The sequence below is a fragment of the uncultured Agrobacterium sp. genome (assembly GCA_913777615.1).
In the GTDB taxonomy this organism is placed as follows: Bacteria; Pseudomonadota; Alphaproteobacteria; order Rhizobiales; family Rhizobiaceae; genus Agrobacterium.
The window spans coordinates 222521-236617 of record CAJYTK010000022.1 but is presented as its reverse complement, the minus strand read 5'-3'; the positions used below and the strand labels follow the sequence as shown (position 1 = coordinate 236617).

The following is a 14097-nucleotide window of genomic DNA, read 5'->3' as shown; positions in this document are numbered from 1 at the left end:
AACGCGTGCTGCTTCAGGGGTTTCCCGCAGTGGCGATGTGCCGGTATTGCCATCGCCTCTTTCCTTTATCCGCCAATTGGTTTATAGGCAGCGCCAGCTAGGCCTTGCCTTTGCTATTGAATGGCCATCGCTGGACGACATCCCGGCCCTTGGCGACCTGTTTTTCCTTAAAATAGAAAGGATCTTACGATGTCGATCACTGCAGAGCGCAAAGCCGCCCTCATCAAGGAATATGCAACGAAGGAAGGCGACACCGGTTCGCCTGAAGTTCAGGTCGCAATCCTGACCGAGCGGATCAACAACCTGACCGAACACTTCAAGGGCCACAAGAAGGACAACCACTCTCGTCGTGGTCTTCTGACGCTCGTTTCCAGCCGCCGTTCGCTTCTCGACTATCTGAAGAAGAAGGACGAAGGCCGTTACACGAAGCTGATCGGCACGCTGGGCATTCGCCGCTAACATCTTGACCGGCGGGTTTCCTTCTCTGAGGTGCCCGCCGGTTTTTTGATCCGGCAGTTGCTGGATCATGAAGACGGACCGGATGGGCCGGAACCGTCTGAACCAACCGAAGACCTGTCATGGGGCAGGATTGCAGGACGCTTGTGCCACCGTAGTCGGCACTCACACCAAAGCCTCCCGCTGTCTTGCCCGTGATGTGTCGAAGCCGCTGCTTCAATGGTGGAGCCGTGGCGACAAGAAGGACAAGATATGTTCAATCAACACTCCGTGGAAATCGAATGGGCAGGCCGCCCGCTGAAGCTGGAAACGGGCAAGGTTGCTCGTCAGGCTGACGGCGCCGTCATCGCAACCTACGGCGAAACCATGGTTCTCGCGACCGTCGTTTCTGCAAAGGCCCCGAAGCCGGGTCAGGACTTCTTCCCGCTGACGGTCAACTATCAGGAAAAGACCTACGCAGCCGGCAAGATCCCCGGTGGCTACTTCAAGCGTGAAGGCCGTCCGAGCGAAAACGAGACCCTCGTTTCCCGCCTGATCGACCGCCCGATCCGCCCGCTCTTCCCTGAAGGCTACAAGAACGACACCCAGGTTGTCGTTACCGTTATCCAGCACGATCTGGAAAACAACCCGGACATCCTGTCCATGATCGCGACCTCTGCTGCGCTGACGCTTTCCGGCGTTCCCTTCATGGGCCCGGTTGGCGGCGCGCGCGTCGGTTACATCAACGGCGAATATGTTCTGAACCCGCATCTCGACGAGATGGACGAATCGGTTCTCGACCTCGTCGTTGCCGGTACGCAGGACGCCGTTCTGATGGTCGAATCCGAAGCCAAGGAACTGAACGAAGACGTCATGCTCGGCGCCGTCATGTTCGGTCACCGTGGCTTCCAGCCAGTCATCGACGCGATCATCAAGCTCGCTGAAGTGGCTGCCAAGGAACCGCGCGAATTCGAACCGGAAGATTTCTCGGCTCTCGAAACCGAAATGCTCGGCCTTGCCGAAGCTGAACTGCGCGACGCCTACAAGATCACCGAAAAGGCTGCCCGTTACGCTGCTGTCGACGCCGTCAAGACGAAGGTCAAGGCGCACTTCCTGCCGGAAGAAGGCGAAGCCAAGTATTCGGCTGAAGAAGTCGGCGCTGTATTCAAGCACCTGCAGGCCAAGATTGTTCGTTGGAACATTCTCGACACCAAGAGCCGTATCGACGGTCGCGATCTCTCCACGGTTCGTCCGATCGTGTCGGAAGTTGGCCTTCTGCCGCGCACCCATGGTTCGGCACTCTTCACCCGTGGTGAAACGCAGGCAATCGTCGTTGCCACGCTCGGCACCGGCGAAGATGAGCAGTATGTCGACAGCCTGACCGGCATGTACAAGGAACGCTTCCTGCTGCACTACAACTTCCCGCCCTACTCGGTCGGTGAAACAGGTCGCATGGGCTCCCCGGGTCGCCGCGAAATCGGTCACGGCAAGCTCGCATGGCGCGCAATCCGTCCGATGCTTCCGTCTGCTGAGCAGTTCCCCTACACGCTGCGCGTCGTATCGGAAATCACCGAGTCCAACGGTTCGTCCTCCATGGCAACCGTTTGCGGCACATCGCTCGCTCTGATGGATGCCGGTGTTCCGCTGGCTAAGCCTGTTGCCGGTATTGCCATGGGTCTGATCCTGGAAGGCGAACGTTTTGCCGTTCTGTCGGACATCCTCGGTGACGAAGATCACCTCGGCGACATGGACTTCAAGGTTGCCGGTACTGCTGACGGCATCACCTCGCTTCAGATGGACATCAAGATCGCCGGCATCACCGAAGAGATCATGAAGGTCGCGCTTGATCAGGCACAGGGTGGCCGCAAGCACATCCTCAACGAGATGGCCAATGCCATCACCGAAAGCCGTGGTCAGTTGGGCGAATTCGCTCCACGCATCGAAGTCATGAACATCCCGGTCGACAAGATCCGTGAAGTCATCGGTTCTGGCGGCAAGGTCATTCGTGAAATCGTCGAAAAGACCGGCGCGAAGATCAACATCGAAGATGACGGCACCGTCAAGATCGCTTCGTCTTCCGGCAAGGAAATCGAAGCGGCCCGCAAGTGGATCCACTCCATCGTGGCCGAGCCTGAAGTTGGACAGATCTACGAAGGTACGGTCGTCAAGACCGCCGACTTCGGCGCATTCGTCAACTTCTTCGGCGCACGTGACGGCCTCGTTCACATTTCGCAGCTGGCTTCCGAGCGCGTTGCCAAGACCTCCGACGTCGTCAAGGAAGGCGACAAGGTCTGGGTCAAGCTGATGGGCTTCGACGAGCGCGGCAAGGTTCGCCTGTCCATGAAGATCGTTGACCAGTCAACCGGCAAGGAAATCGTTGCCGAGAAGAAGGCTGAAGGCGACGCTGCTGCCGAGTAAGGCGTACGCGCTTATTCCTATCGGGGCGCGGGATCTCTCCCGCGCCTTTTTTCTATTTCCGGGGCGGTTGCTGTTCGTCTAGAACGTGAAGCTGCTCCATTGTTGTTGAACGCATTGTCCCGACGCAAAGCCGCTTGGCGCTTTTCCGGTACATGTTCTTGAGGATGCTCCCGATGAGCCGTGACGCAGTCAAAACCCTGTTCCATCCCTTCGCTGCCGATATGCTGCCAGCGCCGAAAGGCGGTGAGCGCGTGCTGTTTCTGGGCGCAGAAGCGGGAGCGCCGCGCCTGGAGGGTTTCGATTCTGAGATTGTAGCGGTTCAGGGCTTTCGTCCTCTTTATCGCGCGTTGCAAGCGCATGGTTCCGAGGTCACGCCGGAAATCTCCGGAGAGGACTATGACGCGGCCATGATCCTGTGCGGTAAGCACCGCGGCGAAAACGACAACCGCATGGCGGAAGCCTTGAAGCGCGTGAAGGCGGGCGGCGTGATCCTGGCTGCAGGCGCCAAGGAAGACGGTATCGTCACCTTGCGCAAGACGCTGGCAAAGCTCGGCATCGAAGCGGAATCGACGCCGAAATATCACGGCGTCGCCATCTGGTTTGCACGACCGGACGATGTCTCGGCTGCTGTTGCCAAGCTGGAGCAGAAACCTGTCACCATCGACAACCGTTTTACCGCCATGCCTGGAATGTTCTCCCATGATCGCGTGGACGACGGTTCCGAACTGCTCGTTTCACGCATGCCGACCGATTTCGACGGCAATGCCGCCGATTTTGGCGCGGGGTGGGGTTACCTCTCGGTCATGCTGGCCGAGAAGTCGCCACGCACGGCGCGCATTGATCTGTTCGAGGCCGATTACAACGCGCTTGAATTTGCCAAGACCAATCTTCTGGAAAACTGCCCGCGGCTGACGGCACGTTTCTTCTGGCAGGACCTGGCCGCAGAGCCGCCGAAGGAAAAATACGACCTTATCATCATGAACCCACCCTTCCATGCGGCCGGTCAGGCGGCAGAGCCAGCGCTCGGTCAGGCGATAATCAAGGCGGCGGCAGGCGCATTGCGCAACGGTGGCAAGTTGCTGATGGTCGCCAATCGAGGCCTTCCCTACGAACCGGTGCTGGCAAGCGAGTTCCGCAAGAGCGAGGAAGTCTGCCGAAACGCCCGCTTCAAGATTTTGAGCGCCCAGAAGTAATCATTTTTGAGAATGAGGCTGCGGTTTATCTGCGGCCTCAACTCAGCAGCCACGCCCAGAGAGATACGGTCAAGACGCCAAAGAGCGTCGAGATGCTGATGGTCGACGCGGCGATACTGTGTCCGATCCCGAAGCGGTTGGCGAGTAGCCAGGAATTGATACCGGTCGGAACGCAGGATGTCAGTACTAGTGCCGATGTCCACGCGGGGCTGAGACCGAGCAGATGTGCCATCGCCCAGACGCAAGCCGGTAGAAGCAAGAGCTTGAAGGCGGTAATCGTCGTCGAGATGTGCAGATTGCCGCGCACCGGGTATTTGGTCAGCGCCATGCCAAGCGAAATAAGCGCCGCAGGTCCAGCCATGGCCGCGATCTGATCGATGACCGTCGTAAACACGACCGGCATTGATGTGCCGATCATATTGAAGCAAAGTCCAAGAAGAAGGGCGATGACCAGAGGGTTGGTCGCGAGGTTTCGCCCCACCTGCTTCAAGACCGTGAACGCACTTCGCCTTTCACCGCCAACCACTTTGTGTGTCGCATTTTCCATCAGGATCGTTCCGGCAATCATCATGATGGGAAGGTGGATGACCAGCAGGATTGAAATTGCAACAATGCCGTCATTGCCGACGGAACGCCCGACGAGCGGAAGGCCAATGAAAATATTGTTGGCGAAAGCCGAGGATATGCCGGCAATGACGCTAACCCGCAGGTCCTGCTTGAAGATGTATGTCGTCACAAGCTGACCCGCAGCCCAGGTGATGGCTACGCCGGCGAAGTAGGTGATCCAGAGCTTGAAAGGCGAAGCGCCATGAAAATCGGCTTCGGCCAGCGTACGGAAGATCAGCGTTGGCACGGCAATCTTGAAGACGAAGTCGCTCAGTACATCGCTCGCCTCGGCCTTGAACAGCCTCGCCTTTACCGTCAGCCAACCGATCAGAATAAGCAGAAAGATCGGCGCGACATTCAGGGCAACAGCATACATGGAGACGGGCTTTCACGAGCACTCTGCGGAATGTCTCAACCCTGTACAGGAAAGGGGGTGCGTCCGAAACCGTTTTCTGGCCGGGGTTGGAAACCACAGCGGGCCCATGAAAACGGAAAAAGCGGGGATCGTCCCCGCTTCAGCCTGTCATCCCCGGCAGTACATCCGTGTCGGGAACGAGTAATGGTCTACCAGCACTTTATGACATGCAAATGACGCGGTAAGATCGGTCGAGGATGAGCTTGCAAGGCGCAGTCGCCTTTTCTCTTTTCTTGTCGGCAGAAATCTTTAAGACCGAGTTCCGGATAACGCACCGGGTCGGTGCGGCTCGGACAAGAGGCTCATGACAAAATTCGACGTACTGACCGTTGGCAACGCCATCGTGGATATCATTTCCCGCTGCGATGACAGCTTTCTCATCGACAACGCCATCACCAAGGGCGCGATGAACCTGATCGATGCCGAGCGCGCGGAACTGCTCTACTCGCTCATGGGTCCGGCGTTGGAAGCCTCCGGCGGAAGTGCGGGCAACACGGCGGCAGGCATTGCCAATTTCGGAGCACCCGCAGCCTATTTCGGCAAGGTCGCCGAAGATCAGCTCGGCGAAATATTCCAGCACGATATCCGCGCCCAGGGCGTCTATTTCGAGACGAAGCCACGCGGCACCTTTCCACCCACCGCTCGCTCGATGATCTTCGTCACCGAAGACGGTGAGCGCTCCATGAACACCTATCTTGGCGCCTGCGTCGAGCTTGGACCGGAAGACGTGGAACCTGAGATCGTTGCACAATCGAAGGTCACCTACTTCGAAGGCTATCTCTGGGACCCGCCGCGCGCCAAGGACGCGATCCGTGATTGCGCCCGCATCGCCCATGAAAACGGTCGCGAAGTCTCCATGACGCTGTCCGATAGTTTCTGCGTCGGCCGCTACCGCGACGAGTTCCTCGATCTGATGCGCTCGGGGACAGTCGATATCGTCTTTGCGAACAAGCAGGAAGCGCTGTCGCTCTATGAAACCGAAGACTTCGATCTGGCGCTGACCAAGATCGCACAGGACTGCAAGATCGCAGCCGTGACGATGAGCGAAGAGGGCGCCGTGATTGTGCGCGGTACCGAGCGGGTGAAGGTCGATGCCTATCCGGTTTTCGATGTCGTCGACACGACGGGCGCCGGCGATCTTTTCGCCTCCGGGTTCCTTTTTGGCTACACGCAGGGGCGTTCACTGGAAGATAGCGGCAAGCTCGGCTGCCTTGCAGCCGCTGCCGTCATACAGCAGATCGGACCGCGTCCCATGTCGTCGCTGAAGGCGCTGGCCGAGAAGCACGGGCTTCTTTGATTATTCGATGACAATGATCTCCGTGCGCCGGTTCCAAGGCGCGCGGGGATGGCCGTTTATTTGAACGCTTCGCCCGGATAGGCGCCCCAGATTTCGCCCTGCGAAACCCAGCCGCCCACGTGATCGGCTTCCGCCTTGCACCAATCGCCATTGCATTCGCCGATGCGGATCTGGACGCCAGGCTCCAGCTTCGCCACTACAGAAGCGCTCGATTGCGGCTCCCGGCGCATATTGACATAAACGTCCTTGCCCTTGCCGCGCATCCATGGAGCGGCGACTGCGGTTCTTTCGCCAGACAGCAGTGCCTGATTTACCCAGCCCTCGGTGCCGTCCGCATCGCGGATGCGGCGCCAGTTTTCATATTCCTGAATGATTTCCACCGGCATGCCGGACTTCATATACATCCAGGAGACGGCATAGTCCGTGCTTGGTCCGATGCGCATGTTAACACGCTTTGATTTCAGGCTGACGAAACGCGGTAGTGGCAGGCCGCTGGCACCCTTTGCAGCGCCCTGAGCAAGTGCTGGTGAGACGGTGGTGTGAAGAAAACCCAATGACAATGCAATGCAGAGGATGGAGACAAAGCTACGCATGTCGTTTGACCGTTTCCATGGAACAAGAGAATGACGTTTGAGGGGCACCCCAGTCCTATCGCCGAAGGAACAACATGCGAGATTTGTTTGTCTTCGCCGGTGGGTCTGGTAGAAACGCCCTTGATGAACAAATTATCGCTCTTTCTGGTTAACGACCTCTGAACAAGGTGCCTGCAGACTATGACGAACAAGAAGAGACCGACCGTCTATTTGACCCGAAAACTGCCGGATCTGGTCGAGACCCGCATGCGGGAACTGTTCGAGGCTGAATTGAATATTGAAGATGCGCCTCGCACGGAGGCGGAGCTTCTGGCGGCCATGCAGCGTGTTGACGTTCTGGTTCCGACGGTGACCGATCGCATCACCGCGTCCATGATAGAGCAGGCTGGTCCTCAACTGAAATTGATCGCAAGTTTTTCAAACGGTATCGATCATATCGACGTGGACGCGGCGGCACGCAAGGGCATAACCGTTACCAATACGCCGAACGTGTTGACGGAAGACAGCGCGGACATGACGATGGCGCTTGTGCTTGCCGTTCCGCGCCGCCTTGTCGAAGGCACACGGGTGCTTGCCAACGGATCGGATGACTGGCGCGGCTGGTCGCCGACCTGGATGCTGGGTCGCCGACTGTCGGGCAAGCGTATCGGCATCGTCGGCATGGGCCGCATCGGCACTGCCGTTGCCCGCCGCGCCAAGGCCTTCGGGCTATCGATCCATTATCATAATCGCAAGCGTGTAAGCCCGGCGACCGAAGCGGAGCTTGAAGCGACCTATTGGGATAGTCTCGACCAGATGCTGGCGCGCGTCGACATCGTCTCCGTCAACTGCCCGTCGACGCCTGCCACCTATCATCTGATCTCGGCTCGGCGCCTCGCGCTGATGCAGCCGACGAGCTATATCGTCAACACGGCGCGCGGCGATATCATCGATGAAGCGGCGATGATCGAGTGCCTGCGGCAGGGCAAGATTGCCGGTGCGGGTCTCGACGTGTTTGAGAACGAGCCCGCCGTCAACCCAAAGCTCATCAAACTCGCCAAGGAGGGCAGGGTGGTGCTCTTGCCGCATATGAGTTCGGCCACGATCGAAGGCCGCATCGACATGGGCGACAAGGTCATCATCAACATCCGCGCATTTTATGATGGTCACAGGCCGCCGAACCGGGTGCTGCCGGGCAGGGCCTGAAGCGTGGCGCGATCTCTGATATCCGCTCCCTACGCTTAAGGTCTTGGTTTTGTCGCATGTCGTTGTTGAAAAATCGCCCAGTGCTTTTGCCCGGCAGGGTGCGATCAAGCCAGACGCTTCGTCATTTCGATTGACGTCACACGATCATATCCGGCGTGCGAATTCTCGGCTGTCTTGCTGAAACCCCATGACGTGAACTGCCGGTGATTGTTGACGAGTTCGATGCGGGTTTCCAAACGAAGACTTGGCAGCGGCAGCTGACGCGCCAAATCCTCAGCTGCGCTTAGCAAGGCGCGACCGATGCCGCGACCTTGGGCGGCGGGAGACACGGCAAGCTTGCCGATATAGAGCGAGTTCGTTTCCGGTTTGCAAAAAATGCATCCGAGCATTTGGTCCCCGTCGAAAGCGACGAATGCACTTTCTTGGCCGATCTTCTGACGCAGATTATCAGGTGTCAGCCGATGCGCCGAGGAAGGCGGATCGATCACGCCGTCCATACTGGCGAATGACGACATGATCAGCGCCAGCAATTCCTCTACGCGGTTGAAGTTTTCGTCGATTCGAACAATCTCTGTCATGCTGCCTGGCGCCTCTTGTAGCGAATGGTGTCGAAGCGGGCGGCGAGCGCGTCATAGAGAAGCAGTCGGCCAATCAGTGGCTCTCCCGCTCCGGTAATGATCTTGATTGCTTCCATGGCCATCGTCGTACCAATGACGCCCGTCAGCGCGCCGATAATGCCGGTTTCCGCGCATGATGGAACAAGGCCCTCCGGCGGCGGCGCAGGAAAGAGATCGCGGTAGCGTGGCAGCAACGTGCCGTCTGGACCTTCTGCATAGGGCTTCAGTACCGTGACAGAGCCATCGAACCGACCGACAGCGCCAGTCACCAGCGGCACCTTTGCCGCTTCGGCTGCATCGGCCGCCGCATAGCGGGTATCGAAATTGTCGGATCCGTCAATGACGAGATCGAAGGACGTCAGATGATCATGGGCCCAGAGACGGGAAAAGCGTTCTTCGAAATGCAGCGTGCGCACATGCGGATTGAGCCGGGAAATGCTGCGGCGTGCGCTTTCGGTTTTTAGCTCGCCGATCGTGCCGGTGTCATGAATGACCTGTCTCTGAAGATTCGACAAAGAGACAACATCATCGTCGATAATACCGAGTGTCCCTATGCCTGCTGCGGCAAGATAGTAGAGCACCGGCGCGCCGAGGCCGCCTGCGCCGATCACCAGCACCTTGGCTGTCTTCAGTCGCTGCTGCCCCATGCCGCCGATCTCGGGCAGAAGAATATGTCGCTTGTAGCGTTCAATTTCCTCGGGGCTAAGAGCATCCATGATCCTGTCTCCGGAACGTCAATAGGAGAAGCCCTATCATGACACGCTGCCATGCGACACGGTGAAAAACTGTGCGCGATCCCGCAATGCCGAAAACATTGCTGCATCCGTCCCTGTCATGAAACTCTGGCCGCCAAGCGCGTGGATGAGGTCGAAAAGCGCGGCACGACGGCCTTCATCCAGATGCGCGGCAATCTCGTCCAGAAGCAGCACCGGAGCGTGACCGGTCATATTGGCAGTCAGTTGTGCATGCGCGAGAACAAGACCGACGAGGAGGGCCTTCTGTTCGCCAGTGGAGCAGCGTGCGGCGTCCATGTCCTTTTCAGCGTGCCGCACGAAAAGGTCGGCGCGATGCGGTCCGTCCAGCGTGCGCCCGGCTGCTGCGTCCCGATACCGGTTCTCACGCAAGGTGGCGAAATACCCATCCTCCAGGTCCACCGCCGGTCGATGGAACTCATCATCGAGAAAGCCTGACAAAGTCAGCATGGCTTTTGGAAAGCCGGTGTCGCCGGAACGGCTATCGATCAGCGTGCGCAGCAAACCCAGCATCTCATGGCGCGCAACAGCCATGGCAATACCAAGCTCCGCCATTTGCTTCTCGATACCGTCGAGCCAGACGGGATCGAGGCGACCATCGGAAAGAAGGCGGTTGCGCTGGCGCATCGCCTTTTCGAAGTCGCTGGCACGCCGTCCATGCGACGGGTCGAGGGAAAGAACAAGGCGATCGAGGAAACGGCGACGATCCGAAGAAGAGCCGGTGAAAAGCCCGTCCATCGATGGGGTCAGCCAAAGGACCCGCAAGTGATCGGTCAATTCATCGACGGATCTGACCGAGGTTCCGTTGAGGCGCAGACGTCGAGATGGCGTTTCGTCATCTCCCTCGATGCCTGTACCGATCGCGACATCCCCATCCATACCGGAAACATCGGCGAACACCGAGAATCCTGTCCCCTCCGCGCCGACACGGGTGACATCGGAAAGAACGGCGCGGCGCAAACCCCGACCTGGCGAGAGAAACGAGACGGCCTCCAGCAGGTTCGTCTTGCCGGAGCCGTTATCGCCAGTCAGCACGACATGGCGTTCATCCAACCGCAAGGATACCTCCGCGTAGTTGCGGAAATCCGTGAGCTTCAGTCGTGACAGGAAAACCTTGGCCGTCATGCCATATCCAGAATCGTCATGCCTACGACCTACAGTATCCCGAACGGTTTCGGAACGGCTTTCACTGAAAGAGCGTCCGGTTACAGGCCAACTTACGACCGAAATGTCGCTTACGTTTACGTGCGCGTCGGTCCGATTGCCAGGCACGGAAATTCTCGCTATCGATGCCTGTCTAATTTAGCGGATATTTTTCATGCTCAGGTTCGTTTCTCTGCTTATCACCCTTTGCCTGCTTGGGTCATGTGCCGCACGGCCTGGCGCCGAAGTATTGCAAGCCGTCAATACGAGGGTGGCATCGGGTAAGAGCATCACGGCCTATGTCGTCAGTACGCGTGAGCGCGAGCCGGGCAAAACATTGGCTTTTGGTGACGGGCGTGCCGAGACGCCGAATTATGCGCGCTTTGAAATTTCCATTCCGCCGGATCACCAGAAGGGCAAGATCGAGTGGCCTTCCAGAAAGTCCGATCCTCAGAAGAACTTCGTCGTGACAGATCGCGACATGCTGCCGAAAGACGCGTTCAAGCGCGATCTCGCCGATATCCTCACCTCCGGTAAAGATGTCGGCCTCTTCGTCCACGGCTATAATTACAGCTACCAGGAAGCACTCTTCCGGGCGACGCAGATGGCGGCGGATGCGGATATCAACGGTATACCTGTCGTCTTTTCGTGGCCCTCCATGGCGAATGTCACAGGATATGTTGCGGACAAGGAAGCGGCCACCTATTCCCGCGATGCCCTGGCAGACCTCTTGATCGATCTCGCGCAGAAATCGCCACGCAAGAATGTCATCGTCTTCGGCCATAGCATGGGGGCGTGGCTGGTCATGGAGGCCTTGCGCGAGCTTCGCCTTAAAGGCCGTAACGACGTCATCGCCAAGCTTCAGGTGGTGCTTGCGGCACCGGATATCGACACAGATGTGTTTCGCAAGCAGATCGAGGTCGTCGGTCGTCTTAATCCGCCGCTCGCCGTGCTCGTGTCCAAGGACGACCGGGCCTTGATGGCCGCGTCCATCCTGGCTGGCGAAAGAGACCGGGTTGGCGCACTGGACGTGAATGATCCGAAGATCAGAACGGCAGCTAAACGCGAGGGTGTCCAATTCATAGATATCTCGGAACTCGATTCCTCTGACGGTTTAAACCACGATCGGTATGCCGCGCTCGCCGCTCTGTTGCCGAAGCTCGACGAAAAGCGGCGTGGCGGCGGCAACGATCTTGGCCGTGCAGGAGCCTTCGTTCTAGATGCCGTCGGAGCGACGGTTTCAAGTCCGTTCCAGCTGGCAAGCAAGGTCGTCAATCCAAATTAGGACATTGCGGCCCGACCTGTTCCTTTATGATTGGGTTCTGACCTTTCAAGCGCCGTGAGTTATGTTGGACTCGCGACAGGACCGGTTGTCTGTCAGATGCTCTAGACGACCTTACACGCGACCGCTCAGCGTGTTTTGGCCATGTGCAAACGTAAAATTGCCGACCCCGAGGGGTCGGCAATCCTGATGATAGAATAAGGTGGCTCCTTGGAGGATCTCGTAAGATCATCCCAGGCCATACGTTTGGCGCCTTACGCCGCAATCTCCTGGCGGGGCGGTTCCTTGGCGCCCGTCATGAAGGCCACCGCATCCGACATCGAATGTTCCTTCGGATTGATGACGCACAGGCGCCTACCAAGACGATGGATATGGATGCGGTCGGCGACCTCGAACACATGCGGCATGTTGTGCGAGATGAGCACGATCGGCAGGCCTCTGCTACGTACCTCTAGAATGAGCTCCAGAACGCGTCGGCTTTCCTTGACGCCAAGTGCCGCCGTCGGTTCGTCCAGAATGACGACCTTGGAGCCGAAGGCTGCGGCTCTGGCCACTGCCACACCCTGACGCTGACCGCCGGAGAGCGTTTCGACCGCCTGATTGATGTTCTGAATGGTCATCAAACCAAGTTCGGACAGCTTCTCTCGGGCAAACTTGTCCATTGCCGCATTGTCGAGTTTGCGGAACACCGAGCCGAGAATGCCCGGCTTGCGGATTTCTCGTCCCAGAAACATGTTATCGGTAATCGACAGGGCCGGGGAAAGCGCGAGGTTCTGATAGACCGTCTCGATACCGGCATCGCGGGCCTCGAGCGGCGTCTTGAACTGAACCGGTTTGCCTTCCAGCCGGATCTCGCCTTCATCCGGGCGGATCGCTCCCGAGAGCGCCTTGATGAGCGAGGACTTGCCTGCCCCGTTGTCACCGATCACCGCCAGGATTTCTCCCGGATAGAGATCGAAGTCGGCATTGTCCAGCGCGGTCACGCGGCCATAACGCTTGACGAGACCATGACCAGAAAGAATGGGTTGTCTGTTCGTATCCTGGGCCATCAGACGGCTGCCTTTCTGATCCATTGATCCACTGCGACGGCGGCGATGATCAACCAGCCGGTCAACATAACCTTCCACTGCGGGTCTGCGCCGAGCATGTTGAGGCCCATGGAGACCACACCAACGAGCATAGCGCCAAAAAGCGTTCCGAGAATGGAGCCGCGCCCGCCGAAGAGCGAAATACCACCGATAACCGTCGCGGTAATGGCCTGAAGGTTGTAGTCGGTGACGGCAGCAGACGGCGAGATAGAGCCGTTACGACCGATGGCGACCCAGGCTGCAAAGGCTGCAATCACGCCAGCGATGGTGTAAACACTGAGAAGAACGCGACGGGTCTGAATGCCGGACAATTTTGCTGCTTCTGGATCGTCACCGACAGCGTAGACATGACGTCCCCAGGCCGTATGGTTCAATATGTACCAAAGCAGAGCGACAAGAGCCACCATGGCAATGACGCCGAGTGTGAAAATGGCAGAACCGATCCGGAAGTTGGTAGCGAAGATTTGCAGCAGCGGAGCGGCCTGCTGCACATCAGCATCGCGGATTGTCTCGTTCGCGGAGTAGATGAAATTCGTCGCCATGACGATATTCCACGAACCAAGAGTGACGATGAAGGGCGGCAGCTTGACCACGGCCACAAGAAAGCCATTGAGAAGGCCGCAAAGACCGCCGACCACGAAGCCTGCGAGCACCGCGATTCCTGTTGGCAGCCCGTATGTTACCGCCACATTGCCCATAACGACCGAGGAGATGACCATCACCACGCCGATTGAAAGATCGATGCCGGCGGTGAGAATGACCAGCGTCTGCGCCGAGCCGAGAATGCCGACGACCGCAATCTGCTGCAGAATAAGGGTCAAAGTGTAAGATGAAAAGAATCGTCCGCCGATCGTCAGGCCGAAAATGGCAATCGACAGGATCAGGACGATGAGTGGCACGGCGGCCGGTGTCGAGTGTAGAAAGTGCTGGGCGCGTTTGAGCGCGGAAACGCGTTGCTGATCGAAAGAGGCGACGTTCTTGTCGCTTCCGTCCAGCACGCGCTCGAATTCTTGAATTCCGCTCATGTTTCCTCCTCCCGCTCGCCAAACATCTATGCGCGGCGCCGAAATGTC

At 58.2% G+C, this 14097-nt stretch carries 13 protein-coding genes; 6 read left to right on the top strand and 7 right to left on the bottom strand.

Annotation, left to right across the window (positions count from 1 at the left end; translation table 11 throughout):
• The first annotated feature begins 189 nt into the window (after positions 1-189).
• The 3 genes from rpsO (at position 190) to QZ862_RS20610 (ending at position 4046) form a co-directional block, all read left to right on the top strand.
• On the top strand, positions 190-459 hold the full coding sequence (gene rpsO, locus QZ862_RS20620; RefSeq protein WP_296015909.1) for a 30S ribosomal protein S15: 270 nt from the start codon (positions 190-192) through the stop codon (positions 457-459).
• Between the two features lie 249 nt (positions 460-708).
• Positions 709-2853, top strand: a complete 2145-nt coding sequence (pnp, locus tag QZ862_RS20615) for a polyribonucleotide nucleotidyltransferase (protein ID WP_296101583.1) — start codon at positions 709-711, stop codon at positions 2851-2853.
• A 173-nt stretch (positions 2854-3026) separates the two neighbouring features.
• Complete coding sequence (locus QZ862_RS20610; RefSeq protein WP_296101582.1) at positions 3027-4046, top strand: class I SAM-dependent methyltransferase; 1020 nt, start codon at positions 3027-3029, stop codon at positions 4044-4046.
• A 37-nt stretch (positions 4047-4083) separates the two neighbouring features.
• Here the strand turns inward: QZ862_RS20610 and QZ862_RS20605 are convergent, their stop codons facing one another.
• Positions 4084-5028 carry an AEC family transporter gene (locus tag QZ862_RS20605; protein WP_296101581.1) on the bottom strand — a complete coding sequence of 315 codons (945 nt, stop codon included), beginning with the start codon at positions 5026-5028 and terminating at the stop codon, positions 4084-4086.
• Positions 5029-5371: 343 nt separating this feature from the next.
• Here QZ862_RS20605 and QZ862_RS20600 point away from each other — a divergent pair, with 343 nt between their 5' ends.
• Positions 5372-6364 carry an adenosine kinase gene (locus tag QZ862_RS20600; RefSeq protein WP_296078699.1) on the top strand — a complete coding sequence of 331 codons (993 nt, stop codon included), beginning with the start codon at positions 5372-5374 and terminating at the stop codon, positions 6362-6364.
• A 56-nt stretch (positions 6365-6420) separates the two neighbouring features.
• Here QZ862_RS20600 and QZ862_RS20595 read toward each other — a convergent pair whose 3' ends face one another.
• Positions 6421-6957, bottom strand: a complete 537-nt coding sequence (locus tag QZ862_RS20595) for an SH3 domain-containing protein (RefSeq protein ID WP_296101580.1) — start codon at positions 6955-6957, stop codon at positions 6421-6423.
• A gap of 180 nt (positions 6958-7137) precedes the next feature.
• Here QZ862_RS20595 and QZ862_RS20590 point away from each other — a divergent pair, with 180 nt between their 5' ends.
• The gene (locus tag QZ862_RS20590; RefSeq protein WP_296101579.1) at positions 7138-8142 is read left to right on the top strand and encodes a D-glycerate dehydrogenase; all 1005 of its coding nucleotides are present in this window, start codon (positions 7138-7140) and stop codon (positions 8140-8142) included.
• 104 nt (positions 8143-8246) lie between these two features.
• Here QZ862_RS20590 and QZ862_RS20585 read toward each other — a convergent pair whose 3' ends face one another.
• Genes QZ862_RS20585 through recF form a run of 3 tightly spaced genes read right to left on the bottom strand, consistent with a single transcriptional unit; the run spans position 8247 to position 10636 of the window.
• Positions 8247-8720, bottom strand: a complete 474-nt coding sequence (locus tag QZ862_RS20585; protein WP_296082765.1) for a GNAT family N-acetyltransferase — start codon at positions 8718-8720, stop codon at positions 8247-8249.
• On the bottom strand, positions 8717-9475 hold the full coding sequence (locus QZ862_RS20580; RefSeq protein WP_296101578.1) for a molybdopterin-synthase adenylyltransferase MoeB: 759 nt from the start codon (positions 9473-9475) through the stop codon (positions 8717-8719). The genes QZ862_RS20585 and QZ862_RS20580 overlap by 4 nt, the downstream gene beginning before the upstream one ends.
• Before the next feature lie 36 nt (positions 9476-9511).
• A complete protein-coding gene (recF, locus tag QZ862_RS20575; RefSeq protein WP_296101577.1) occupies positions 9512-10636 on the bottom strand; it encodes a DNA replication/repair protein RecF in 1125 nt (374 codons plus the stop codon).
• A gap of 193 nt (positions 10637-10829) precedes the next feature.
• Here recF and QZ862_RS20570 point away from each other — a divergent pair, with 193 nt between their 5' ends.
• Positions 10830-11939 carry an alpha/beta hydrolase gene (locus QZ862_RS20570; protein WP_296015928.1) on the top strand — a complete coding sequence of 370 codons (1110 nt, stop codon included), beginning with the start codon at positions 10830-10832 and terminating at the stop codon, positions 11937-11939.
• A 251-nt stretch (positions 11940-12190) separates the two neighbouring features.
• On the opposite strand, the gene QZ862_RS20565 is transcribed toward QZ862_RS20570, so the two are convergent.
• Together QZ862_RS20565 and QZ862_RS20560 are read right to left on the bottom strand one after the other, a co-directional pair.
• The gene (locus QZ862_RS20565; protein ID WP_296015930.1) at positions 12191-12985 is read right to left on the bottom strand and encodes an ATP-binding cassette domain-containing protein; all 795 of its coding nucleotides are present in this window, start codon (positions 12983-12985) and stop codon (positions 12191-12193) included.
• Positions 12985-14049 carry an ABC transporter permease gene (locus tag QZ862_RS20560; protein WP_296015932.1) on the bottom strand — a complete coding sequence of 355 codons (1065 nt, stop codon included), beginning with the start codon at positions 14047-14049 and terminating at the stop codon, positions 12985-12987. The genes QZ862_RS20565 and QZ862_RS20560 overlap by 1 nt, the downstream gene beginning before the upstream one ends.
• Positions 14050-14097 lie beyond the last annotated feature (48 nt).

Excerpts from the sequence above, each read along its gene's own strand:
- rpsO (WP_296015909.1), top strand. The coding sequence starts at position 190 with ATGTCGATCACTGCAGAGCGCAAAGCCGCCCTCATCAAGGAATATGCA.
- pnp (WP_296101583.1), top strand. The coding sequence starts at position 709 with ATGTTCAATCAACACTCCGTGGAAATCGAATGGGCAGGCCGCCCGCTG.
- QZ862_RS20610 (WP_296101582.1), top strand. The coding sequence starts at position 3,027 with ATGAGCCGTGACGCAGTCAAAACCCTGTTCCATCCCTTCGCTGCCGAT.
- QZ862_RS20605 (WP_296101581.1), bottom strand. The coding sequence starts at position 5,028 with ATGTATGCTGTTGCCCTGAATGTCGCGCCGATCTTTCTGCTTATTCTG.
- QZ862_RS20600 (WP_296078699.1), top strand. The coding sequence starts at position 5,372 with ATGACAAAATTCGACGTACTGACCGTTGGCAACGCCATCGTGGATATC.
- QZ862_RS20595 (WP_296101580.1), bottom strand. The coding sequence starts at position 6,957 with ATGCGTAGCTTTGTCTCCATCCTCTGCATTGCATTGTCATTGGGTTTT.
- QZ862_RS20590 (WP_296101579.1), top strand. The coding sequence starts at position 7,138 with ATGACGAACAAGAAGAGACCGACCGTCTATTTGACCCGAAAACTGCCG.
- QZ862_RS20585 (WP_296082765.1), bottom strand. The coding sequence starts at position 8,720 with ATGACAGAGATTGTTCGAATCGACGAAAACTTCAACCGCGTAGAGGAA.
- QZ862_RS20580 (WP_296101578.1), bottom strand. The coding sequence starts at position 9,475 with ATGGATGCTCTTAGCCCCGAGGAAATTGAACGCTACAAGCGACATATT.
- recF (WP_296101577.1), bottom strand. The coding sequence starts at position 10,636 with ATGACGGCCAAGGTTTTCCTGTCACGACTGAAGCTCACGGATTTCCGC.
- QZ862_RS20570 (WP_296015928.1), top strand. The coding sequence starts at position 10,830 with ATGCTCAGGTTCGTTTCTCTGCTTATCACCCTTTGCCTGCTTGGGTCA.
- QZ862_RS20565 (WP_296015930.1), bottom strand. The coding sequence starts at position 12,985 with ATGGCCCAGGATACGAACAGACAACCCATTCTTTCTGGTCATGGTCTC.
- QZ862_RS20560 (WP_296015932.1), bottom strand. The coding sequence starts at position 14,049 with ATGAGCGGAATTCAAGAATTCGAGCGCGTGCTGGACGGAAGCGACAAG.